Origin of the sequence: Verrucomicrobium sp. BvORR106 (genome assembly GCF_000739655.1) — a bacterium.
Classification (GTDB): domain Bacteria; phylum Verrucomicrobiota; class Verrucomicrobiia; order Verrucomicrobiales; family Verrucomicrobiaceae; genus Verrucomicrobium.
Genome location: NZ_BATR01000104.1, coordinates 43,673 through 67,978, shown reverse-complemented (window position 1 = coordinate 67,978; position 24,306 = coordinate 43,673). Strand labels below are relative to the sequence as shown.

The 24,306-nt window shown below is 60.2% G+C and carries 18 protein-coding genes; 7 read left to right on the top strand and 11 right to left on the bottom strand.

Annotated features, from left to right (window positions below; genetic code table 11):
• Nucleotides 1-68 precede the first annotated feature (68 nt).
• From BV106_RS18550 to rsmA, 5 genes are all read right to left on the bottom strand, one after another.
• Entirely contained in the window at nt 69-362 is a 294-nt protein-coding gene (locus tag BV106_RS18550) for a hypothetical protein (RefSeq protein WP_038167260.1), read from the bottom strand.
• Nucleotides 363-503: 141 nt separating this feature from the next.
• Nucleotides 504-983 carry a hypothetical protein gene (locus BV106_RS18545; RefSeq protein WP_038167142.1) on the bottom strand — a complete coding sequence of 160 codons (480 nt, stop codon included), beginning with the start codon at nt 981-983 and terminating at the stop codon, nt 504-506.
• 62 nt (nt 984-1,045) lie between these two features.
• The gene (locus BV106_RS18540; protein ID WP_038167140.1) at nt 1,046-1,939 is read right to left on the bottom strand and encodes a TIM barrel protein; all 894 of its coding nucleotides are present in this window, start codon (nt 1,937-1,939) and stop codon (nt 1,046-1,048) included.
• Between the two features lie 381 nt (nt 1,940-2,320).
• Nucleotides 2,321-2,776, bottom strand: a complete 456-nt coding sequence (gene tnpA / locus BV106_RS18535; protein WP_038167139.1) for an IS200/IS605 family transposase — start codon at nt 2,774-2,776, stop codon at nt 2,321-2,323.
• Between the two features lie 326 nt (nt 2,777-3,102).
• Nucleotides 3,103-4,407 carry a 16S rRNA (adenine(1518)-N(6)/adenine(1519)-N(6))-dimethyltransferase RsmA gene (gene rsmA / locus BV106_RS35845; RefSeq protein ID WP_063767959.1) on the bottom strand — a complete coding sequence of 435 codons (1,305 nt, stop codon included), beginning with the start codon at nt 4,405-4,407 and terminating at the stop codon, nt 3,103-3,105.
• A gap of 139 nt (nt 4,408-4,546) precedes the next feature.
• Here rsmA and BV106_RS18520 point away from each other — a divergent pair, with 139 nt between their 5' ends.
• Nucleotides 4,547-5,197, top strand: coding sequence for a hypothetical protein (locus tag BV106_RS18520; protein ID WP_265595828.1), 651 nt, complete (start codon nt 4,547-4,549; stop codon nt 5,195-5,197).
• A gap of 663 nt (nt 5,198-5,860) precedes the next feature.
• On the opposite strand, the gene BV106_RS18510 is transcribed toward BV106_RS18520, so the two are convergent.
• From BV106_RS18510 to BV106_RS18500, 3 genes are read right to left on the bottom strand one after another with little or no spacing between them, the layout of a single operon-like run.
• Nucleotides 5,861-7,099, bottom strand: a complete 1,239-nt coding sequence (locus BV106_RS18510; protein ID WP_265595827.1) for a PQQ-binding-like beta-propeller repeat protein — start codon at nt 7,097-7,099, stop codon at nt 5,861-5,863.
• Between the two features lie 21 nt (nt 7,100-7,120).
• On the bottom strand, nt 7,121-8,230 hold the full coding sequence (locus BV106_RS18505) for a hypothetical protein (protein ID WP_038167136.1): 1,110 nt from the start codon (nt 8,228-8,230) through the stop codon (nt 7,121-7,123).
• Nucleotides 8,231-8,288: 58 nt separating this feature from the next.
• The gene (locus BV106_RS18500) at nt 8,289-9,524 is read right to left on the bottom strand and encodes a putative zinc-binding metallopeptidase (protein WP_081891902.1); all 1,236 of its coding nucleotides are present in this window, start codon (nt 9,522-9,524) and stop codon (nt 8,289-8,291) included.
• 141 nt (nt 9,525-9,665) lie between these two features.
• Between BV106_RS18500 and BV106_RS18495 the strand changes: the two genes are divergently transcribed.
• The 6 genes from BV106_RS18495 to BV106_RS18470 all read left to right on the top strand — a co-directional run bounded on the left by BV106_RS18495 (nt 9,666) and on the right by BV106_RS18470 (nt 17,629).
• Complete coding sequence (locus tag BV106_RS18495) at nt 9,666-10,154, top strand: hypothetical protein (protein WP_038167135.1); 489 nt, start codon at nt 9,666-9,668, stop codon at nt 10,152-10,154.
• Nucleotides 10,151-10,558 (top strand): hypothetical protein, encoded by a 408-nt coding sequence (locus BV106_RS18490; protein ID WP_038167133.1) that lies wholly within the window; start codon nt 10,151-10,153, stop codon nt 10,556-10,558. Before BV106_RS18495 ends, BV106_RS18490 begins: the two co-directional genes overlap by 4 nt.
• A gap of 551 nt (nt 10,559-11,109) precedes the next feature.
• Nucleotides 11,110-12,669, top strand: coding sequence for a hypothetical protein (locus BV106_RS18485; protein WP_265595826.1), 1,560 nt, complete (start codon nt 11,110-11,112; stop codon nt 12,667-12,669).
• 57 nt (nt 12,670-12,726) lie between these two features.
• Nucleotides 12,727-13,956 carry a sigma factor-like helix-turn-helix DNA-binding protein gene (locus BV106_RS18480; RefSeq protein WP_038167132.1) on the top strand — a complete coding sequence of 410 codons (1,230 nt, stop codon included), beginning with the start codon at nt 12,727-12,729 and terminating at the stop codon, nt 13,954-13,956.
• A gap of 87 nt (nt 13,957-14,043) precedes the next feature.
• Nucleotides 14,044-15,012, top strand: coding sequence for a PEP-CTERM sorting domain-containing protein (locus tag BV106_RS18475; protein ID WP_038167131.1), 969 nt, complete (start codon nt 14,044-14,046; stop codon nt 15,010-15,012).
• A 130-nt stretch (nt 15,013-15,142) separates the two neighbouring features.
• The gene (locus BV106_RS18470; RefSeq protein ID WP_038167130.1) at nt 15,143-17,629 is read left to right on the top strand and encodes a family 16 glycoside hydrolase; all 2,487 of its coding nucleotides are present in this window, start codon (nt 15,143-15,145) and stop codon (nt 17,627-17,629) included.
• Between the two features lie 62 nt (nt 17,630-17,691).
• Here BV106_RS18470 and BV106_RS18465 read toward each other — a convergent pair whose 3' ends face one another.
• Genes BV106_RS18465 through BV106_RS18455 form a run of 3 tightly spaced genes read right to left on the bottom strand, consistent with a single transcriptional unit; the run spans nt 17,692 to nt 24,086 of the window.
• Nucleotides 17,692-20,916, bottom strand: coding sequence for a c-type cytochrome (locus BV106_RS18465; protein WP_051946031.1), 3,225 nt, complete (start codon nt 20,914-20,916; stop codon nt 17,692-17,694).
• Nucleotides 20,917-20,918: 2 nt separating this feature from the next.
• Entirely contained in the window at nt 20,919-22,478 is a 1,560-nt protein-coding gene (locus BV106_RS18460; RefSeq protein ID WP_038167128.1) for a sigma-70 family RNA polymerase sigma factor, read from the bottom strand.
• A gap of 27 nt (nt 22,479-22,505) precedes the next feature.
• Nucleotides 22,506-24,086 (bottom strand): hypothetical protein, encoded by a 1,581-nt coding sequence (locus BV106_RS18455; protein ID WP_051946030.1) that lies wholly within the window; start codon nt 24,084-24,086, stop codon nt 22,506-22,508.
• Nucleotides 24,087-24,306: the final 220 nt, after the last annotated feature.

Here is a 24,306-nt window from a genome sequence, read left to right as displayed (position 1 = left end):
GAGGCCCGCGTCCAAGACTCTCAGCTCCAAATCCCAGTTCAATGTTCGATCGAAACAACTTCAAGCGGTTAATCATCATCCTCACAGACGGGATACTCGGAGAGAAACAACCACATACCAAGATCAGCCATTGTGCGGAGCATCTCCGGAGAGAGAGCTGCTCCGCCGCCCATGGCCCCTTCCCGCGGAGTATACCCAATGTCAGCAACGTAGTCAGCTGGCTCAAGCTTTTCGCGATTCTTGCTCAGCCACACTTCAAGCTCAAACGTTTGGGCAGGAAGCTCCCAAACATCATCACAAAGCGATGCGATATCTTTATGTTTTTCACCCGGTGGGGTTCTACGATAGATTGTGGTCGGCATGAAATTGACCAAATTCAAGCGTCGCCATGAACGCCGCAACGCATTTGAGCCGGAAAATCACAACCTTACCGTCACAAGACAGGCCCGTTCGATCGCCTTTTCTCGCAACCTAGCGACTCTGAGTAAAGTGCCTCTGCTCGGTCATCGGCTGTTTCTCCGCCTTGTGAAGATCACATAGCCGAAGCACATGACAGCAGCCATGGCGTAGTAGATCAGATTGTATGGGTAGAAGTGATTGGCCCTCATTCCGGCATACCATGGCTCTGGGTGCATCTGCGAAACCTCCAACGCAAACTGGGACTTCAACGCATGATCCCTCTTCGCAATGCTGGAAAAAACCAGCTTCACTCCATCCGAGCTTCGCACAATGAAATAATCCTCCCCGGTTTTACCTGTGAAAACCGATCCCGCCATCAAAAACTCAGTGACATCCCGCAGCTGAAAACTGTTGCCGGAGGCTGCTGAATCGTTCCTATAGCTCAACGTGAGAGGGGCTGATTGCCACGGGGCAATCAGCTCCGTCTTGTCGTCCAAGTAGAATGCCGGATCCCTGTTAAAACATCCGTCGAACAAGAAAACTGGCAGCACATAGACCGCCAACAGTTTGAGGAAACGAAGCATGGAGCTGTCAATCAGGGCGGCTGTCGCCGATCGATACGCAATTCGCCGTCACGGCAACTGGCTCACGACACCTTTCGCGCGTCCGTCAGATACTTGTCGAACAACGCCTTCTGCTCGCCCAGCGCCTTCACCTTGTCCTCCACCTTCGTGTTGGCCTCCATGAGCACCCAGCCTTCGTAGTCGGCTTCCGTCAGCAGCTTGATCAGCTTGGCAAAGGGGTACTTCTCATCCCCCAAAGGCCGCACATGCGTGGTCCGACCCAGATACTCCTTCACCAGCGCAAAGTTCTTTTCCAGCCCGTCTCCTTCCAAGTCAGCCGGGTTCGAGTTCCAACAGACGCGCACGTTGTCTGCTGCGGCGACTTCCATCACCTTCTTGATGTCCGGCAGCGCAGTCACCTGACCATGCACTTCCAGCCGAATCTCCTGGCCAAAACCAAGCGCAAAGTCTCCGAGTTCCGCGAGCGACTTGCCAATCTGCTCCAGCGTCTTCTCCTTCGGCACGCCTTCCTTCTCGTGAAGCTGGTCCGGCTTCACCTTCACCCCACTGCCGCCAATGTCGTGGCTGAGTTTGATGTACTGCTTGGCCACATCCAGGTTCGTCAGAAGCTTGCCCTTGTCCGGTGAGTCAAAGGCCGCATTCGTGCCCATGCCCACGATTTCAATGCCACCGTCCGTGAACTGCTTTTTCACCTCACTCCGCTGCTCCGGGCTCAGAGTGGGAGAAACCTTGTGCGCATGATCCACACGGAGTTCCACGCCTGAAATGCCGAGCTGGGTGAGGTTCGCGATGATGGTGGGAATATCCCACTCGGCGCCCCACATGTAGGTCACCAGACCAAAGGAGATGTTCTCCCCCTGCGGCTTCAACTGCTGGGCAAACGCGGAAAGCCCCAAGGCCCCGGCGGCAGTGGCGACAGACTGATGGAGAAATTGGCGACGCGTGCGGATGCTCATGCCTCGAAGCTGACAGGCCGGGGGCAAACTGTCAACGTCGGGCAAAAGTCCCTGCATCTCTTGCCCACCAGCCAGGAGAGGTGGTTTGGGCATGCTCAACTGCCGACGCGAACCTTCGGGAGCCTCATTGCGACATGATCACCCAGATCGCCCCCAAGGTCGCCGCCTGACACAGCCTCACGTGGTCTTCTTTGGTCCGCCCCCCAGCCAGGTCGCTCCATCATACGGTCGCCCCTTCGCTCCGATCCCTCACGCCAACGGCGTGGTACAAAATAGCCCAGGGTCAGGCGAGGAACGAGCCGCCACCCTGGGTATGCGACAAAAGAAGTTCGAACTCCAAAGGAGTTCTACAAACCGTGCAAACACCCCGGTGTCCCATCTTCAGTCCCAAACATATCGCTCGTCCCATTGGAGACCGCTCTTCTCGAGCAATTTGCGATACTCGTCCTGAAACGAAGTTCGCTGATGATGTTCCGCTTGGTTCCGAATGTAGTCTTCCACCTTCGAAATCATAGAATAGCTCACTGAGAATGCCCCATACCCGTGTTGCCAATGAAAGTCCGATAGACGTGGCGCTTCTTGGCGGATCCATTTTGTGGATTCCTTTTTGATATCGCGGACCAGATCCGCAAGAGCCTTCGTTCGGCCCAACTGAAGCAGTAGGTGCACATGATCTTCGACTCCTCCAACGACAAGGGCTGGTGATTCCAAGTTTTTGCAGGCGCCGACCAAGTAGGCATGCATTTGATGCCGGAGATTCAAATCCTGCAGGAAAGCCTGCCGCTCCTTTGTGGAGAAGACCAAATGCACGTAATTCTGACTGAGAGACTGGGGCATCGGAGAAAATGTTTGCCACCATGCTTCAAGTGAATCAACGAAGGAATTGCCCGGTTTGTAGAACTCCCTTGGAGTTCCGGCTCCTCCTGCAAATACCCAGGGTGGCGGCTCGTTCCTCGCCTTACCCTGGGCTATTTTGTATCACACCTTTGGTGTGCAGTCACATAACTGACAGTGTCCTCAGCGTTACATCCCCACGATGTGATTCGACAACAAAGGTATCACACATCGTAGCCCCGGGTCAGGCGAGCCCCAACCCGCAACGCCGGGTACATCGAACCAGAACCCCGAACTCCAAGAGAGTTCCATAAACGGTCCGCCACCGCCTACAACTTCCGCCACAGCGCAAAACACTCAATGAACCCTGTCGCAAAATCCTGCGGCCGGGCCTCGATCCACGCCTGAATCTCGTCCACACGGAAGAACAATCCGGTCTTAATCTCGTCCGGGGCATATTTCATCGGACCATTGTGCTCGGCCACGTGCAACTCCACAAATTCCTGGCCCGTGGCTTCGCAGGCCGGGATCGTGGCCACGCACCTCGTCGGCGCGGTGATCCCGATCTCTTCCTTCAGCTCCCGGGCGGCGGAAGTGGCATAGTCCTCTCCAGCATCCAGATGCCCGGCGGCACTGCTGTCCCACGTCAGAGGATGCACGTCCTTCAAATGGGAGCGTTGCTGCAGCCAGAGTTCACCGTGTTTGTTGAAGACAAAGATATGCACAGCCCGATGCTTCAGCCCCTTGGCATGCACCTCGCCACGCGGTGCCTGGCCGATCACCACGTTGTTGTCATCCACCACATCAAAGATCTCGCTGGCCTTCTGTCCGCGATCTTCCTCATGCCGCCCCTCATAGTGCCGGGTGAGTGCCACCCACTCCCAGAGCGTCAGTTCCTCAGCGCGGATGGTCAGCGGCTTGCCCAAAGTGCCCATGAGGCTGTCCCAGCCACCCGGGCATTCGGGCAGCAAGTTCTTCAGCTGTTTGCGCCGCTGGGAAAAGCCCATGCGAACCAGGCGATCAAATACCGCGCGGTCATGCACCGGCAGATCTCCCGGAGGCCGCGGAGTAAGCCGGACAATGGCTGAATCCACCTTCGGCCGGGGCTTGAAGACCTCGGGCGGAATGATGCGGCGGATCTCCACCTCCCAGTCATGCTGCACCACCAGGCTGAGGCCACCATAGGCATCATCCTCCTGATCAGCCGCGAGACGCTGGCACACCTCCTTCTGAAGCATGAACACCGCCTCCGTCACCGGAGTGGGTGGAGTCAGCACATGGCGCAGGATTTCACCCCCCATGGAATAGGGCAGGTTTCCGATCACTTTCACACCACCAAACTTGAACAGAGGACGCAGATCGAACCGGGTGGCATCCCCGTGCCAGACCTCCACATCCTCCCGGCCTTCGAATTTCCCCTTCAGATCTGCCGCCAGGGTATTGTCCTTCTCCAGCAGCAAGGTTTTTGCCGCCCGGCCCACCAGATGCGTCGTCATCGCTCCTTGCCCCGGGCCGATCTCCACCACGAGGGGCGCGCCATCGGGCTTGATCTCGTCCGCAATCCATTTCGCGATTCCCGCGTCGTGGAGGAAGTTCTGGCCGAGGCTTTTCTTGGGTGCAAAGGAGGATGCCATGTCGCCGAGGACATAGCGCAGGAAGGGGGCAGGTGCAATGGGCGGGACCGCCAGGAAGCCTCCCGCAAATCATTGCGTCCCAGATCTTCCATGCCATTTTTGACGGATAGCAGGCCGGGCACCCGAGAAACCACACCAGATGATGAAGTCCTTCCTTCGCATCGCGACTTCCCTACTCGCACTGTCGGCCGCATCGATGGCTGCCGACAAGCAACCAGGAAGTCACCACACGGAGAAAGTCTCTCCCAAACGCACGTTTCGCATTGAACAACGGTCTCGCCCCGAAGAGGGGGACAGCGACTCCACCCTGCTCTGGCAGAGTTGGATCGTACCTGCAAATGGCGAGTCTCCCTACCGCCTGGCCCTCTGTCATGACGGAGAGCTCACCTGGCCAGGTCTCTTCGAGATTTCGCCCAACGAGCGCTTCATTTTCCACGTCCAGAAAACAGGAAGCGGCGACAACTACGGTGCCCTCTTTGCTCGTGATGCCGATGGGCTATTCCGTCCTATAGCGATCGCCTCAACTCCCCTTCCCTTTTCGAACGCGGCTTGGGAGTTCTTCCAACAAAACACCCAGCTCAAAATCGCCCTCTATCATGACGGCGTCGAATTTCTTTCTTGGGGCGACGACGGCAAGTGCTTAGAGTTCAGCCTCCACGGAACCGACACGGGCGAGAGTTACTGGATTTCGGACTGGCGTCTCCACTTCAACACCGAGACTGGGCGATTCTTCTGCACACCTTCGCAGAAGAAGCACAATCTAAAATCGATTCACTACCGGCGCAGATAGCATGGCAGACCGCCGGGCCATGTCATCTGCCCTCATTGGTCACGGAAGAGCTCTTGCATCGCACTCCAACAAAAGTAATTTCAGAGGATCGTCAACTGCCCTCTCTAAGCGTTGACGTGATGCCCGTGAAATCTTTTCGATTGTACTTAGGAGAGCCACCGCCCACGCCAAAATTCGTGGTGTCGGACTACACGCCTGAAGAGCTCGCTGTCTTTCGTGATCGTTTTCAGCAGTCCATGGATCACTATCGCCGTCGCCAGCGAAGGGCAACTCCGGGCGTGGTCCTTTTCGTCGCGTGCATCTGTCTTGGCTTCTTTGTTCCCAAGCATCTCTTCATGTATGTGTGGGCAACGGCCATGTGCTCGTGGCTTTACGCCATGCTTGTCTCTCCACACATGCCAGATTGTCCGGCATGCCTTGTAAAACTTGGCGTCCACCTGGGCGAGTTTTGCCCTGAATGCGGCAAGCGTTCGCTCCAACCCGGAGGCTGGTTCAAATCGCCACGCTGTCAGGCCTGCAGGAAGAAAATGATAACTCGGAAGCGGCGCCACTATAGCATCCGCAACTGCTCCTGCTGTGGAGTGAGGTTGGACGACGCGGGTATCTAGTGCAGCTCTGCGCATGCCCCTGTCCCCCGATACACCCGCTCACTGAACCACCGACTTAGCCGCCCACCTTCCAAAGCTTGCGATCACTGCGTACAAAAATCTTCCCGCCACTCAGTGACGGCGTGCACAGGATCAGCTCCTTTTCCGCCAGTTCATCTTTGAGATCTAGGGAACCCACCACCGCTCCTTCCGGCGCAGTGACGTCCACAATCTGCAACAGACCTTTCTCGCCCACGGCGGCCAACAGGTTTCCTGCGCCCACCGGTGATCCGCTAAAGGGGCCTTTGAGACGGAGTTTCCACCCGCGCTCGCCGGTCTTGGCATCAGCCACGGCCAGCACCCCCGCGCTGTTGATGATATAGACTTTGTCCCCCATCACGACCGGGCTGCCAGTGGCGGCGTTCATCTGCTCAGACCGCCAGATCTGGGCAGGATCTCCTCCCGTTTTGGCTGGCTGAATGGCAGTGATGCCTTTGGAGGCGGCATAGAGCACACCGTTGGCGGCCACGCTGGAGGACATGGTTGACGCCCCGTCCTTGTACTCCCACAGCCGGCTCCCGGTGGCGGGATCCACACCCATGAGCCCATCCTTGCATTGCAGCACAGCCACAGGAGGACTGGCGGCATCGGGCTGCCACACAATCGGGCTGCTCCAGTTGGCCGCCTTGGGGCGCTCCATCTTCCACAAGTTGCGCCCCGTGGTCACATCGATGCCCAGCGTGTAGCTCTCGCTGTCGTTCTCGATCACTGTCACCACCGTCTCACCCACGATGATGGGAGAGGAGGACATGCCCAGGCTGTTGCTCGCATTCGCATAGTCCACTGTAAGCCCTCGAACCCAAAGCAGGTTTCCCTCCAGGTCAAATGCCGCCAGATCGTTGGACGACCAGAGCGCCACCACGCGCTTGCCATCGCTGCAGGGCGTCGGCGCGGCCACGCAGGTCTTGCCATGGCTCATGGTCCGGCCGGTGGCACGCAGATGACGCTCCCAGACCTTGCTGCCATCCTTGGCGCTGAAGGCAATGACGTGCAACCGCTCCTGTTTGGGCCCGCTGGAAGCCGTGACATAGACCTTGTCCCCCACAATGATGGGACTGGAGAGCCCGCGGCCCGGAAGCTCGGCAGACCACTCCACCTTGGGTGCGACTGGCATCTGCGCTTCGGCAAGATACGCCGCGCTGTTGGGGCCGCGGAACTGGGGCCAGTCAGACGCCCAGGCACAGGCAGGGGCAGCCATGGCCAGCAGGCCCGTCAAAAATGCAGCCTTTGAGATCGAGGAAACTTTCTGGTTCATCGGGATACAGGAAAAGGGGTTTCAGGGATTGCTGGCAAGGATGGCGGTTCCGGTGGCATCGCACACGCGGAGCTGAAACTCCCACTCCACGGTCCATTGCTCCTTCTGCTCATTCTGGCAGCACTTCACCAAGATGGTGTTGGCTCCCTTCTTAAGCCGGCACTTCAGAGTGTACTGATCCATCTGCGCTCCGCGATGGTACTCGTCCCGTCCAAACAGCAGCTCTCCATTGAGCCACACCTTCCAGCCGTTTTTGCAGCCCAGCCGAATCTCGGCATCGCGATCGGAGGTGGAATCAAACGTGCTCACCGCGTAGGCGGTGGCGTCTTTCAACATCGTAAGGGGCTTGTTGAAGTCCAGCTTGCCGTACTCGTGCTTGGTCTCAAAGGGCTGCCAGGCCACTTCTGCTCCCTTGCCCGCATACTTGGCATCGAGCTTGATCTCCTTTTCCGGCGGATACACCGCGTCAAATCCAGCACGCTGTGCATTGTCGAACGGACCGATCACGTTCCATTTCGTGATGAAGCCGAAGTGCTTGGGCAGATCCACCTCCACACCCAGCTTCGTCAGAGCCTCCGCGATCACTTTCACCTGATCCTCGTCACGGGCAGCATCCAGAGCCGCCTGATAGGTGCTCTTAGCCGTCGCCTCGTCTTTGGCATCCGCCTTTTCCTTCCCAGCGACGATCAGACGTTGCACGGCACCGCGTCGCAGTTCCTGGGCGGGATCACTGATCAGGGTCGGCTCAATCGCATTCGCCTTGGCAGGATCCGCGTGCTGGATGAGGTCGAACGCAATCGACCGCGCTGCGGAGGCGTGCCGCGTGTCTCGCAGGAATGCCTCCAATTCCGCAACGGGCAACGGCTGCTTGGCCTCCATCGCCTCGTCCGCGATCACGCTCGCCGCCATGCGCAGCCAGTTGTCCGCCACCACATTGCCTTTGCCGGCGGCCTCCACGATGGAAAGCAGCCCTTGCGGCCCCGCTTTCACGAGATCCCGCCAAGCCAAACTGGCCTCTTCATTCCCCTTCCCTTCCCGACCGACAGCGAGGATGGTGTTGAGAGAAGTGGGAACATCCCCATGCGCCAAGGCGGCGGAGAGGATCAGCAGACAGGAAGTTCGCAGGATCATTGCTGGAAAGGGCTGGACCGGGTGCAGTGTGCCAGAAAGTACGAACGAATGTCACTCATCATTTCCACGCCCTTCGTGAGAATGCCGTGACTTGCGCAACTTCTGGACCGCCCCCGGCGCATGACGCCATGACCGCGGACTCCGCCGACTCCCGTGCGTTTTTCACGACGAGTTCGATAAAGTGCATCTTGCGCAGCACCGGACGCGAGATGACAAACGGATAAAAATCCTGCTGCCCCATGCTCCGGGCCAGTTCATTCATCGCGGTGACGAGTTCCATCCACGAGTTCACCAGAGAGAGCGCCCTCGCAGCGTCGGGGTCTTCCGGATCGTAGAGGTCCTCCAGCAAGAACGGCTCCACCTCCATCTCGATATCATCCGCCGTCAGGCCAAACCCAAGCGCGGTATCGAGGCTGTCCACCAGGTGCAAATAGTGCGCAAAACACTCCGCCCAATCCTCCCACGGATGGACAGAGGCATACGAACTGATGTGACGGTCGCGCCAGTCGAGCGGCGGGCCGTTTTTGTAATTCCGTCGCAGAGCCGCAGCGTAGTCTTCCCGCTCATCGCCGTACAGCGCCCGGAACTTCTCATGCCAGGGCGTCCCTGCAATGAGGCGGTCCCAGTAGTAGTGACCGATCTCATGCCGGAAATGCCCGAGCAAGGTGCGGTACGGTTCACGCATTTCATACCGCGTCTTTTCACGGATGGAGTCGTCAGCCTCCTCGACATTGAGCGTGATGAGCCCGTTGCCGTGGCAGGTCATCACGCGAGGGCCTTCCGGCGGCGAGCGGAGGAGGTCAAACATCACGCCTCTGTCGGGGTCTTCCTCCACCTTTGACCTGACTGGCAGGCCGAGCGCGAGCAACTGTGAGACCAGTCGGCGTTTCGCAATCTCAATGGAGCGCCAGTAGCGGCAATTGTCCGGATCCGAGAGGTCTGGGATGGTGCGATTGAGCCGACACGAGATGCACAGAGCCGACGGATGCGCCACCGGCACAAGCCAATTGCAGCCCGCCGCCATGTTGAAGCTTTCACATCGGCGGAAAGCCGTTGCCTCCGGCGAATCACCAAGCACCCGCCAGGTATCGGCAGTGGGCCCTCGCTCAAGAACACACACTTCCGCACGCTCAGGTTCATAGCCAAGGACAGCATCGCACGCGAGACAGACGCTGTTGCGAAAGAATATCGGCCGACCGCACTGGCAGCGGTAGGTATGCCCCCGCCGTGGGACATCAGGCGAACGCCAAACGTCCACGAGGCGCTTCGCGATATTCTCAATCAAGGTATTCATACCGGGCCACCCACATTTTCGGGGGCACGGGCGGCGGTGGCGATAAGACCAAGGTCTGATACCGACGCCTCGCTGAAGAAGGATTGCACTTGGAAAAACTGCCTCTTATAGTGGGTTTTAACACCCACGATTTCCCCAACCGTGCAAGACCGTCGCAAACAGTTTTTCTTCTGGCTCGGCGTCTTTGTGCTGCCTCTGTTTTGGTCGTGGTTTACGCTGGCGGGCAGCTTCACACGCCGGGAGCGGCTCGTCGCTTTTCTCTGGCTTGCTGTGTTTATCGCCTGGCTGTTCCAAGCACGGGCGACAGTGCTGGGAGAGTTCCACCTGCTGGCAGTCACCTACCCTGTGGTTCTTGGCTGGCTGGCAATGGCCCTCCTCATGTGGTTGATCTTTCGCCTGCGGTTTGTGCCCACGCTTATTGAGAGCATTATCTTGATTGACCTGCTGGCGGTTCTATCCCCTTCCAAGTTGTTTCAAGACCGTATCGATCAGCCCTTCGACTGGATGTGGCTGGCGGCACCCACTGCTTTGGCGATGGCTCACGTCGTCGTCGAACCTCTCAACCATTGGCTGACGAAACTCAAACCCGCCCCTCCTGCATCAACCTTGAAAGACCACACGTTGCCATGAAGTGCTTTTACGATCCCGCACAAGACGCTGTCGGCACCTGCAAATCCTGTGGCAAAGGTCTCTCGCCCAATCACCTCACAGACTTGGGCAAGGGCCTGGCCTGTCGGGACAGATGCGAAGGAGACGTGAAGGCGTTGATCACCTTGATTGACAGGAATATTGCAAGTTCTGCGGCCACGAACCAGATTCTGAAACGGAGCTCCCTCACAGCCTATGGCTCCGGCACATTCTTGTTCGCGATGGGACTGATCTTCGTCTTTGTTGGGCTCAAGAATCGCCAATTGGATTTCCCCATCTACCTCGGTGGTGCCTTCACTGCCTACGGTCTCTGGACGCTCTCGCGCAGCTTCCGCCACGCAGCCATCGTGTCCCAACTGCCTGAGGAAAGCCCACCTAAGGCGTAACGGGCGATAGTCCCGCCCCTCAGGCGGAGGTCTTCCATGTGCTTCCGTCTCTGATCTGGACACCACAATCCAGCCTTGGTATTCCGCAACGTCGCCGCCCGTGCTAAACTGGCCCCATGCTGGTTTCCAAGATTGAGCCCACCCCATCCAGCCGGCTGCTATCACTCCGGAGCCAATCACTGCCCTGCCGGTTGAGATCGCCCCCATCCTTCCTGCACCGCTGCAGGCCATTCCGGTCCCCGTGATTCCACCTCCAACAGAGGCCATCACTCCGAGCCCGATCCTCCCTGATCTCATTCTCCCAGATCCGTTGACAGCCAGTCCGGCAGTACCTGCGGAAGTGGCACCCGCTCCCATCGAGCCGATGACCATTCTCCCCGCCCCCATTCTCCCGGTGTCCCCCACGCCAGTTCCTACTGGGTCAACGCTCTGATCAAAATATCCTGTCCGGTACTCAGCGGCCCCTACAGTACAGCATGAGGAGTCCCGTTTCGTCGGCTCTGCCATGCCAGCCACCGCGTCATCGACCAGCCCATCCCTTGTTCGCCCTCGTGAAGGCACCTTCCCTCTTTCTGCTTTTTGCCATCTGCCTGGGCTTCTTCTTTGCCCCCACCCCGGCCAGATCCGCCGCCCCCTGGTTTGAGATCCAGGTGGTGGATGAGGCCACCGGTCGCGGCATTCCTCTTGTCGAGCTCACCACCGTAAACCAGGTCCGCCACGTTACGGACAACGCTGGTCGCATTGCCTTCTACGAACCTGGTCTCATGGGTCAGGCCGTGTTCTTTTCCGTCACCGCCCATGGTTATGAGTTGGAACCGGATGGATTCGGCCTCGTCGGTGCCAGGCTCAAGGTCGAATCAGGTGGCACCTCCGTACTCAAGCTGAAGCGACGCAATGCGGCCGAGCGGCTCTATCGCAGCACCGGCAATGGTCTCTATCGGGACAGTGTCATCCTCGGCAAGGCCACTCCCCCCGCCGCCCCTGCAGGTCCTGTCGTCCTTGCAGGTCAGAACTCCGTCTCCGCAATCCCCTACTTGGGCAAGATCTTCTGGTTCTGGGGCGGCACCTCCCGCATGTCTTATTCCCTGGGCATGTATCGCGTCGTGGGCGCCACGACCCCAGTTCCTGAGCCCGAGGTCACTTTCGCGGACCACCCCCTCAACTACCAGTACTTCAGCGATGAGAGAGGCTACCCGCGCTCCATGACTGAGGTGGAGAATCCCGAGGGCCTCGTCTGGGTCTTTGGCATCTCCACGGTCCGCGATGCCACCGGACGCGAGCGCCTCGTGGGCCACTTCTCCCGCCGCAAGGGACTCCTTGAGGAATACGAACACGGCATGGTGCTCTACAACGACGAACGCGGCGTGTTCGAGGTCAAAACCAACCTGCCTCTCCAGGAAAAGTGGCGCTATCTCACCGGACAACCCGTGAAGGTAAAGCACAACGGTGTGGACTACCTCTACTGCGGGGAGCCCTTCCTGCACGTGCGGGTGCCAGCCACACTTGAGGCGGTGATGGATCCTGCCAAGTACGAGGCGTTCACCTGTCTGTCCCCTCAAGCTGATGCGGATGCCGCAGACCCCAGCTTCGCCAGCGATGCCCAGGGCCATCCCGTCTGGCGCTGGACACCGCATCAGCCGCCCGTGCTTCAGGCGCAGGAATTCCGCTGGCTCAACAACCGCCAGCTTAAGCCAGAGGATGCGCGAACCCTCCCTGCCAACGCTGAGTCGCCCCACCAGCGCCTGCTCATGCATAGCGGAACCGTCCGATGGAATGCCTACCGTAAAAAGTGGATCCTCATCGCGGTGCAAAACGCCCTTCAGGTTCCCCATCAGCCCTCCGCGCTGGGTGAGGTTTGGTACTCAGAGAGTGATGCCCCTGAAGGTCCCTTCACCCAGGCGCTTCGCATCGTCACCCACCAGCAGCAGACCTTTCACAATCCTGTCCATCATGCCTTCATGGACCAGGAGAAAGGGCGCCTCATCCACTTCGAAGGGGCCTACACCAACCAGTTTGTGGACACCCCACCCACGCCTTTCTACAACGACAACGAGATCATGTACCGCCTGGACTTGGATCACCCGCGCCTCCTTCAGGCATTTCCCCGCTGATCTCCGAGTCTCTCCTGCAGGTTTCATGAAATCACCCACCCGCGCCGGACTCTGACCATGCCCCACAATGCCAGGCGACCGCCCGATCCTTCCGCCTCCTCCCAGGCGGTTGCCGGATTGCGCGAGCAGCCGGCTGCAGGCTTTGCCGCCCAGCTTGATGAAGCATTGCTCCAACTCGGCAGTGAGGACCGGGAACTGATCATTCTTCGCTTCTTCGGCCAACGCAGCCTTCGCGATGTGAGCATCACCCTCGGCGTATCCGAAGAAGTCGCCCAACAGCGGATTGCTCACGCCCTGACCCGACTGGCGGAGGCGTTGAAATCGCGACAGGCCACGTCTGACGGCATCTCCCCACTGTCACTGGCCGCCCTCACTGCCATTCTCACAGAATCAACCCAAGGGGCGCCCGAGGAACTGCTTCCCAAGATCTCCGCAGGCCTCCGCGGCCTGGATCTGTTGAACCGGGCCGCAGCGCCCACATGGCGCACCCGACTGGGTTGGCTGGCTCTGGCCACACTGGTGATCGCTGTCCCCGCTGTATGGCAATGGCATCGCAATGATCTGCTCCGTCGCGAGCTGGCCATGCTTCGGGAAAAAGTGCAGGCTCCACCGCCACTCCAGCCCATCGTTACGGGAGAGCCCGCAGAGGAGATGCCCGCGCTCACACCGCGTACAAAGGCGACCAACCAGCACCTGCTGTCCCTGCTCGGCTCCATCTGGGCCCTGGAATCCCGTGAAGGAGCGCAGTCTCGCCTCGAGCTCCTCCGGGAAAAGGTGGGGTTGTCCGACAGCCAGTTTCTGCAGGTCAGCACCATTCTCCTGCAGGCCCAGCGCAACCGTCAGGACATGGTGGATGCCTTCACTGACGGAGACGTGCAGTTCGACCGCATCATGACCTTTCTCCAGGCCGACTCCAGGGCCCATGCCGAGGTCCGCCAGCTTCTACCACCGCCTCAACAAAAGCGGTTCGATGAATGGCGGGCACAGGAGACGCTCTCCCGGGCAGAAAACCTGGCCCGCTGGCGTTTCGCAGACCTCCGAGTCCTCATGCACCTCACGACCGACCAGGAGGCAGCGGTTCGTGATGCCATGGTGCAGAACCACCTGGCCTACGGTTCCGATCACCTGGCTGCGGTGAAAGACTTCTCCTCACTCCTGGCATGGCTGGAGAGGAAGCAAACCGACGAGGTTAGGCGCCTCCGCTCCGCCCTCACCCCCAGCCAGCTAGAACTTTATCTCAATCACGCGGCATCGTACCGCGCCAGCACCCTTCTCTTCTCCCGCTGATTCCGGCTGGTCCTCAGCCCCCGGGATGTCCACGCCCAGATCACTACACCATTCCCTCACCCAAACTAAAGCACATCCAAGCGCCCCATGCTCACCCGGCTCCACCTACCCGCCATCCTCACCGTCGCCCTCATCGCCTCACTCCCGTTCGCTCATGCAGCAACGGTGGTTCAGACTGCCAACAATGCCGGAGGCCAGTACGGCTACAGCAGCGACGTGAACTGGAGCCCCGCCGGGGCACCTGGCGCTGGCAATGACTACGTCAACTCCTCTTACACGCTGCGCACCCAGGGCGGTGTATTCGCCGGTGATTCCCTGACTGTTGGCAACGGGTCAGCCTCCACCGCCAGCCTGCTGTATAAAGGAAACTACAGCGGCACCGTCACCGTCAACAACCTCATCATGAACCGGGGCACCTTCATCTCCGGCACGGACAGCGGCAGCGGTAATGTGAGTCTGGACGGCAACATCAGCATCCAGTCCGGCGGCATGTACCTTTCTGCAAATTCCAATGCCGGCAGCCTACGCACCATCACCGTGCTCTCCACCCTCGCCGGCAGCGGGCCTCTGGTGGCCGTCAACGGGGAAACTGGCCAGCGTGGCGTCGTCTATCTCAATGGCATGCTCAACAACTACACCGGCGGCACGCTCATTGGAAATTCCACCATTAGCACGACGGCAAACCAGGTCATGCTCTCCGTGGGCGCAGGCTCCCACCTGGGCAATGGCGGCACGGTGCAGGTTCGCGCCAACGGTGCCCTCACCTTGAACAGTGCCTCCAACATGGACTGGACCCAGATCATGACCCTGGACAGCATGTTGGCGGGCCTGGGACTCATCAATCTCAACTACACCGGGACCAGCCTTCTGAGCGGTCTCTCCTTTGATGGCGGCAGCACTTTCGTCGACCCCGGCGTCTATGACGCCACCCACTCCCTTTACGGCGGCTTTTTCACCGGCGGCGGCAGCATCACCGTGGCCCCGGAGCCCAGCCGCTTTCTCCTCCTGAGCTCCGGAGCATTCGCGCTCCTGCTCAGACGTCGCCGCAGAGCCTGAGCGGGGTTTTCGACCCCTGCCCGGCCCTCCACAATGGCCCCCGGCCCACAGGTTCGAGGACCCTACCTATCCCCCAAAAAGACATACCCAACCATGTTCCAGACCATCGTCATTACAACGCATTCCTCCCATGAAGACACTCTCCTCACTTGCCAGTCCACGCCTGCAAGCGGCCCTGCTCACCACCCTGACCTGGGCCGGGCTCGCTCACAATAGCCACGGACAGCTCCTGACCAATCCTGGCTTTGAGTCCGACTTTGCGGGCTGGACGCCCAACCAGAACTCGGGTACGGCGATCTTCTCCATCTCCACCACCAGCCCCTATGTTGGCGCCAAGGCCGCCAGGGTGGAAGTCAGCGCCCCGGGTTCAGGAGCCAAACCTTCCCTGACCGGCAGTTTCGCATCCACTCCCAACACGCCCTGCCTCCTCCGCTTCTTTGCCCGGTCCGAAGGCGTGAACCGGCCCCTGATGAAGGTGCAACTCTCCAGCATCACCGGCCAGCCGCAGATCGACATCAAGCCCTCCACCAACGGTTGGGAGGAGTACCACTTCGCCTTCACGCCCACTCTTGCCACCACCACGCTCAGCATCACCTTTGAGCAAGCCGCGACCTTCTGGCTGGATGAGGTGCAGGTGCATGCTGCCGGTGACACCAAGATGGATGTGCCCCTGAGCCATCTTTGGAAATGGGGCCAGTACGGGGCCGCCGCTGGCAACGCAAAAATCCTCACCGGCACGGACAATTGCATCACCGTGCGGTTGCCGGACGAGCGGGTCTGCTGGTTTTTCAATGACACCTGGGTGGGAGCCATGAACCCCGACCGCTCCAAGTTCTACTCCAACGAGAGAAACTCCGTCACCCTGTACCGGAACTACGCCCTCGTTCAGCAGGACGACACCCTCACTCCTCTGGTCAACAACACCCTCTTTCGACTCGACGATCCGCTCAACGAAGACACGACGCCAGCCACTGACGCCACACACCTCTACTGGCCCACCGATGCCTTCGTTGAGGGCAACCAGGTAAAAGTCCTGCTCAACAAGATCAAAAAGAGCCCCCTCTCCGATGATGGCAAGGCCATCGCCACTCTTTCGCTGTCCACCCTCGCGCTTCAGCACATTCGTCCCCGGACCAATGCCTGGGGCGTCCGGGTGCTGAGCGATGCCGACGGCTACTTCTACATCTACCACAACGACGCCGGGGTCGTGCGGCTCGCCCGCGTCCTCAAGGGCAGCTTCAGCGACGAGTCCCAGTGGACCTACTACAACGGCAGCACCTGGACTTCATCCGCTTCTCAAGCTGTGGCCCTCCCTCTGCTGACCGGCGTCAGTGTGGCGGAGCGCCTGGGGCCGGAAAATTACACCATCGTCTCCATTCCCGCCGGGGGCGATGTGATCCACGCCCAATTTGCCCCGTCACCAACAGGTCCCTGGACGACCAAGGCCATCATCGCCGATCCTGATCAGGAGGCGATTTCCTACTTCTACATGCCCTGCCTGCACAAGCACTCAGCGCAAAACGGGGTGTACAGCCTCAGCTACTCAGACAACGGTTCCTGCGGTGCCGATGGGGCCGGCATCATTTGCAATCGAGTCCTGGCAGACATGTGCCACTACAGTCTTCAACACCTGAAGTCGGCCAATCTGCTGGACCTCTCTCCAGACACCGTCAACCTCTACAGCGACACGTTCAGCGACAATGATGCCACTGAATGGATGACCTTCGGAGGCACCTGGTCCACCACCGCTGGCCAGTTCAGCGTCACCTCAGGTGCAGGTCACAAGGCCCTGCTCAAGGGGGTGGTGGCGAGCGACTTCACCTGTGAAGCCGATGTCAAGGCAGGTAGCGGCTCCGGTGCCGGCCTCATCTTCCGCACGCGGAACATTGGCAAAGGCCCGGAGGGATACGAAGGCTACTACGCGGCCCTCAAGCCGGGTGTGGGAGTGGTTTATGGAAAGAACTACGGCACTGGCACCCTTCTCCAGCAGCAGGTCGGCATGACCATCCAGCCCAACCTCACCTACCGTCTCAAGGTGGTCGCAACCGGCTCTACCTTCCAGATCTACGTGGACAATGTGCTCCGCATCACGGCCACCGATGGCATGTATGCTGACGGCGGACTCGGGCTTCGCAACTACAACTCGATCGCGACCTGGGACAATGTCGTCGTGACTCCCGCCACCGTCACGGGCGAGGTGGAATCGCTCGTCAAGGACGCCAGTTCCAGCGATCCGGATCCGCAGGTGACCGATGCCGGTGCCAGCCTGGGGGCTTATCGCGAGTACCAGTCCAATGCATCGGGCGACTACGTCGTGTATCGCCTGAACGTGCCCACCAGTGGGGAATACCGGGTGGAACTCGACGTCCACCGCGGCTCCAACCGCGGGAGATTTGGCCTCGCCGTGGCCAGCACGCCAGGAGGTCCCTTCGTCAATGTGGGTGACCAGAACAATGACCTCTATGCGTCATCGTCAGACTTCGTCACCTTGAGCGGCTTCGGGAATGTGTCACTCACTTCCGGCACCAAGTACTTCAAGTTCACTGTGACAGGAAAGAACCCGTCCTCGACCTCCTACCGCCTGGGGCTGGATGTCATCCGCCTGATGAAGCGGTAGCAACCTCCTGGTGGCACCGGATCCGTGCAACGATGCCGTTCATGGATCCGGTGTCTGCCAGACTAGGGTCTCTCCTTCAACAGAAAGGTCAGCAGATCCTCCTGCTCCTCACGGCTCAAGGCCTGGACCAGTCCCTCGGGCATCAGGGAAACTTTGAGCGGCTCAGTCGCAAGCACCTTGTCCCTCGGAATTTCCATCTGTGTTCCACCGGGAAGCGCCAGCAGGACCGTGGCACCGGCACCATTGCGAACAATGCCCGTCATCGACGTGCCATCTTTGAGTTTCAGCAAACTCCCAGACTGGTCCGGATTGATGGTCGCAGACGGTTTCAAGACATCCTGCCAGACAGAGTCACGATCACGGTGGATCAGGTTGCTCAAGTCCGGACCAAAGGCATGCCCCTCCCCACGTACCGTGTGGCAGGTGAAACACACCGCCTGCCCGAAGAAAAGCTTGCGGCCGTTCTGCCAGTTTCCTTGAACTTGCGCCCGCCCGGCCACCCCTGCTCCTGCTCCGCCATCCGTGCGGTTTCTCAACGCCCACGGCACCAGCAGCCGGTCCGGCGTGAGCACCGCCTTCATCCCGTCGTGGCCCAGGTACAGACCACCCGCGGATTGATGGGGAGCCTTGAGCACCACGGCAATCATCCCCTCATTCGCTTTCACCACGCTGCCATCATCCCTTGTGACTTGGAACTCTTGACGGGCAAAAGCGTCGTCGGCGAGGTTCCAGTCCCACTTGGACCCCGGCTGCACTGCGGGCACAAAGGGGTTGCTCACATCCACCAACGTTCTCACCTGCAATCCGGCCTCCATTCCCGCAGCCTTCTTCAAAAAGGCCTCGTGGTCAGCTGAGCCGGCTGTCAGAACTTTGGACACATCCAGCGCTGGATGCGGCAGCACGAGTCGCTCTCCTTCCACCTCCGCCATCACGCCATCGAGCGTGAGGTCCACGTCCATCTCCCCCGCCTGTTGCAGCCCTGGCTGCGCCAGGCTCCAACCAGCAGGAACTGGCAAAGAGATCGCATAGTGCACAGGTTCCGTCTGGGGAGCCACCTTCAACACCAAAGTCCGCCGGTCTTCACTCAAGCGCAGATCAAGGGCCTGCACCCAGCGCCGCGGCATCGCCATCTGATCACGCACCACCTGGTAGCCAGGGCGGATCACTTCATACCGGTCGCCAGCGCGCACATGCAAACCAGCCTCGATCCGGATGGCGGGCAGAACCTTCTCAGCCACCCAATCTTGAGGTTCGAGGAGCCGGTCAAAGGCAATCCGAAACTCGTCCGGGGCAGCCGCCCAGGCCATGACTGGTTGAGGCAGTTCCTTCCTCACCTGCCGGATCTTGAAGAGACGCCCTTCACCGGCCGGCCCCGTCCCCCAGTCAGGAGGACCACTGTGGCAGGCCACCAGCAGATCCCCTTGAGGCGTCACACAGGCATCCACTAGCAGCATGCCCATGCAGGCGATCAAATGACTCTGCGCCACATACCCTTGCGGCGTCTTCACCAGCCGGACACGCCAGAGCTTGCCCCGTGACTGCCCACAGACCAGGGCGTCTCCCTGCCAGTGCCCCGGTCCAAAGGAAGGCCCCCCATTGACGCCCTCATTGAACACCATGCCCACGGTGCTCTGGTGCTGTGGGCTGAAGTTCAACACCGGCGGCTCATCCACCACGTCAGGCAGATGTTTGGGATGCCGGGGCGGGAAGCCATAGTGTTTCCCTTTTTGTATGTGCAACAGCTCATCAAACGGGTTGCCGTTGGGCAGCCAGGTGGCCCCTTCTTGTTCCGTGGCAAACAGATCTCCCGCCCGATTGAACGCCAGCGCGCACGTGAACCGCAACCCTGTTGCCACTGTCTCACGCTGTTTGAAATCCGCGCTCAACTTCTGGATGGTGCCATGGGTGGAGTGGATGTCGTAGGCACTCTTGCCCGTCTTCTTGTCGATGAGATACGCATCCGCAAAGTTCGCGCAGCCCAGGCCAAAGTAGAATGAGCCGTCCTTGGGATCCATCGCCAGCCCCACGGTATCCACCCCATGGAAGCTCTCCTTCCATCCCGAAGCAGCAATCTCCTCGCCATCGGCTCGATCATCGCCGTTGCGATCCGGGAAAAAGGAAACCTTGCCCTTGCTCCCCACCATCACCCCCGGCCCGCAGACCTGCTCCTTTGTGGTCACGACCATTCCGATCGCCCCTCTCATGGTCTGGCCGGACCAATAGGGTTCACTGCGGTCTTCCAGCCCGTCACTGTCACTGTCGCTCAGGAGGTGTATGCGCCCGTCATACCCCAGCGCCACCACTTTCCCATCCTGGCGGTAGCGGATGTTGTTCAAATTGCCGATCCGCAGAGGCAACTCCTCCACACTGAAGCCTGGCACGAGCATCTGCACCAGCGGTGGACTGGCCAGAGTCTCCAGAGCATGCCCCTCTCCGCGACCCTGCAGCATCGCATGCAGCGCAGGAGTGACCTGCATCACCTCTTGTTCCACCGCCTGCAGTTCCGCATCCGTCAGCACTCGATTGAAGATCAGCACCCGGGCGATGTCGCCATGGAAGAACCCCTGCGCATGGGGCGGCTGGCGTTCCTCATGCGAGTAGTAGCGAGCCCCCAGCACCACCTGCTCAAGACCGATGTGGGACTCCAGCCTGTCCCGAGCTCCCGCCCGGATGCCATCAAAGAACAGCTCCGTACCGCCCTTCCCCATCTTGGTGCGGATGGAGAACACGTGATACCCGCCAAACGGCCTCTTGGCTGCCCCCATGAGGGTGGGTTCCATGAGATTACGAAATCCTCCTCCACCCGCCGTCTCCACATTGAGCACGCTCAAGTCCGTCGTGGCCTGCGGCCCCTGATCCAGGTTCAGTCCGCTGGTAAAGTCATCCTGCTCCGTCAGAGTGGTCGAAAGCAGGGCCGCAAAGCCGCCCGCATTCCCCTGCGGAGCTGCCAGTACCACCACCGTGGCTTCCGGAGTCATCCCGGGACCGTCATCCAGTACGAGGAAATCATCACGGCCGTCAAACCTCAACGTCGCAGCCCGTCCGCGTCCCACCAACTCCGGCCGACAGGCTGCCATCGGCTGCCCCGCCCTCCGTTTGGCACCACTGGCATCCAGGATCACGCTCACAGGCCTCGATGAAATCAATGGTGGCAACGACGCCGCCTGCCGCAGCGTTTCTTGGGCTCCGGCATTCAGGTCCATCACCAGCGCCTCCTTGGCTGGCAGCACCGCCAGCAGATCCGTCCCACAGAAACATAGCACCGCGGCTGCAATCGAGACTCTCATGATCAAGGCTGGTTGAAAAAAGCATTCGTCCGCAGACTGGCGGACCGTTCCTGATAAATATGATGCTGCTCCGGAGTCAGCAGGGGACGCAATCTCTCCGCCTCGTCAGCATCCCGGGCGCTGAGCCATTGCTGCAGTTCGTGAAACCCTTGCACGGCTGGCAGGCTCTCAGGGGCAAACGCCAGACCATGCTCCACCAGCGCCCGCTGCACTGCCGGTTCCCGGTCTTTCGTCAGGCGCAACAGCGACCGCAAGTCTGCCAACCGCCAGCGCGCCGCGTTCTCTGCGCGTGCCTTCGATTCAGACACGAGAAAGACGTTGAAGCCGTCCACTTGATCCGCCCTCAACAGGCCGCGAATGGCCGCGTCCGCCTCGCTCCCAGCCCGCAGAAAGGCCATCACCCGCTCAAATTCCACCAACCCCTCAGCAAGGCCTGCCACCAGCTTTTGCCGGGCCTCCAGACTCTGCCGTAGCAGGACGCTCGCAGCTTCAGCTTGGGTAGTATCCAGGCGCACCCGCTCTTGCAATAGCTGGAGCCGGGCATCCGTGCCCGCACGGCTCTCCTCCGCCCACATGGCCGCCATCAGGGAAGGCAGCGCGTTGGTCGGCTGGACGGCAAATCCCGCCACTCCACTGGTGCCTCCCGCAGACAGCTCGGCAGGCGGCGATGAATTGGCTCCATGAACCGCGACAGTGCGCGACTCGATCTCTGCATTCACCGCCGAGACCTCCTCGTGCAACTGACGATACGTCCGGGCCTGCCAGGCGATGGTGCCTGCCATGGTCGCCAGCAATGTCCCTCCCCAGAAGCACTTCAGCCACAGAGCAGTCGCTGCCGTGGCCTGCCCCACCAGGGCCGTCCCGTGCACCATGGCTGTCACTTTCACCGCCAGATCCGGGGGGGCAGCATGTGTGCTCTGCGTGAGCGCCAGTGCCAGCGCCGCCACGGTCCCGGCTTCCACGCGTCGTCGACGGAGAAACCCGGACAACCGGTCCAGGGCACGGCTCACCCGCTTCCTCGCGGCATCCTCCGTGGTCCCCAGCGAGGAACCGATTTCGCTAAGGCTCCTTTTGCAAAAGAACCGCAGCACGACCGCTTCCCGGTCAGCTTCTCCAAGCTTCAGCAGTGCCTCGTCCAGATGCGGCCGCATGGTCTCCGCCAGGGTAGGCTCATTCCCTGACGTCGCACTTGTGTCCTCCGTTTTGGCGGTCGGCTCCACTCCCCACTTTTCATGCAGTCGGCGTCGGCTTTGCTCCTTCCGCAGCAAGTTGGAGGATTGGAACAAGGCGGTCTTGTACAGCCAACCGCCCACGGAGGCATGCGTTCGCAGCTGCCGGGCCCGCTGCGCCAGAAGCAGGAAGGTGGTCTGCACAGCATCCTCTGCGATCGGCAGGCGTCCCAGCCGACGCACACACGCAGAGTGTACCATGTCCTGGTGCCTCCTCACGAGTCGAGTGAAGGCTTGCTCGTCCTGATGGTCCAGATACGCCGCCAGCAGTTCGCGATCTCCCGGCTCGGAAGTTCCCGCCCCATCGGCATCCGTTGTTGTTTCCCAATCCATGTCGGAGTTGCACACGTGGCAGGCAGACTACCGGGCAAAGGCCGCCTTCAGCCGCGGATGATCCAGGTCCAGCCGGTACATGATTTGATTGTACTCATACAAGGGCGTCGGAGGCGAGTTTACAAACTGGTTGGTGTAGGTTCCCTCAAAGTAGATGGTCCTGCCGCCGTCCTCGTCCATGAACTCATGGTGCACGGGATTGTAAAAGGTCTGCTTGTCATGCGTGACAATGCGCACAGCCTTCAGGAAGGGGCCCTCAGGGGCATCGGCTTCAGAGTACCAAACCTCTCCCAGAGGCGAGGGTGAGCCGGCACGCTGATAGGCAGTCTCCACCGCGATCATGACCCACTTTTTGCGGTGAGCGTTCCATTTCACAGATCCCGTGTGCAATTCCACGCGCTGGCCGGCTTGGTCCGCATCCTCTGGCAGGAACCGGGCATCCTTGGCAACGATGGCCCCCTGTTTGATTAAGAGCGCCTCCTGCTTGGGCACCGTGGGAGGATGTTGCGTCGTCCAACGCCACTGCGGATGCCGGGCCTCTCCCGCCACCACGCTGGCATCGTTCGGCGACTGCTCCGCCTCGCCCGCAGGGGCAACGCTGAAGGCCTCATACTTGGTGGGATCCAGCACTGCCTCCAGCGTGGCTGGCACCCTCACCTGGGGAAAGGGCAATCCGCTGTACAGGTACTCCACCCCATCTCGCTGCACCTTCACCGGTTGCCCGCTCAGAAAGCGCCAGCGCTCCGTCAGGGGCAGGCGGCTCTTCACTTCGAAAATCTCCCGCTCGTCGTTGTATACCACGATCCCCTGCTCGTACTCTTCCCCCAGCCCTTTGCGACGGGTGAAATGTCCCACCATGCGTTCTTTGCCTTCAGCATCGCGCACGGTGTGAACCCCGAAGATCCACACCACCCCTTCGGGATTTTCCACCTCCACCATAGCCCGGGCAAAACCGTCCGCGCCTGTGAAATACTTGAAGTTGATTCCTTTATCCACGGGCAATGCGCTCTTGCCCGGCAGCTCAGAGGTCGCCCCTGCCATGCGAAACAGCCCCAGTGGATAGGACATCCGGTTGGTATCCCCCCAGAACCAGTACACGCGGTCACGATACGGCACGGCAAAGACGGAGTCCTGCCCCGCCACCATGCCTGAACCCAGCGGCTCCGCCAGAGGGGTCTCTTTCCCCAGCAGCACACTGTCGCGATAGAGCCCGCAGCCGGTGATCCGGTACAGGCGTTCCGCCAGGTTCACCCGCTTCAGCTTGAGCACTCCGTTACCATTGGGCTCCATCTTGAACCGGGTTCCGGCAATGCCAAAGCCATCCTTGGGCACCTCGAAGCCATGTGCCTTCACCTCGAAGAAGACGGTCTGCCCCATCTGCCCCGGCTCGTAGTACGCCACCCGACCCGCATTGTCGGTCACATAGGTGACGTGATTCACCGTGGTCAGCTGCACCAAGGGAATCCCCCGCCCTGTGGCCTCATCCTGCACCTGGATTTCAAAATAGGGTGCCACGGCCTCAGCCTGGCATTTCAGATGGGCCAGCCCCATGCACGACAGCACGGCGGCCAAGATAGCAGGCAGGATTCGGAAGGGAGCGGCTTTCATGGGCAGATGACAGTGAACGTCGGCAGCGGCACTCTGGCCACCCCGGAGGAGATTTCCCTCCTATCTGTGCCTCAGCCCATGAACCGGACAGCCTATTTTTGAAGCGGAGCCTCCGCTCGTCTGCCCGTTTCCACATCTTATTGTCCGTTTTCCCATGGAGGACGACAGTTCCTTGAGAGATGCCCTTCATTCCCACACCGAGGTTGCACCCAGTAATTCT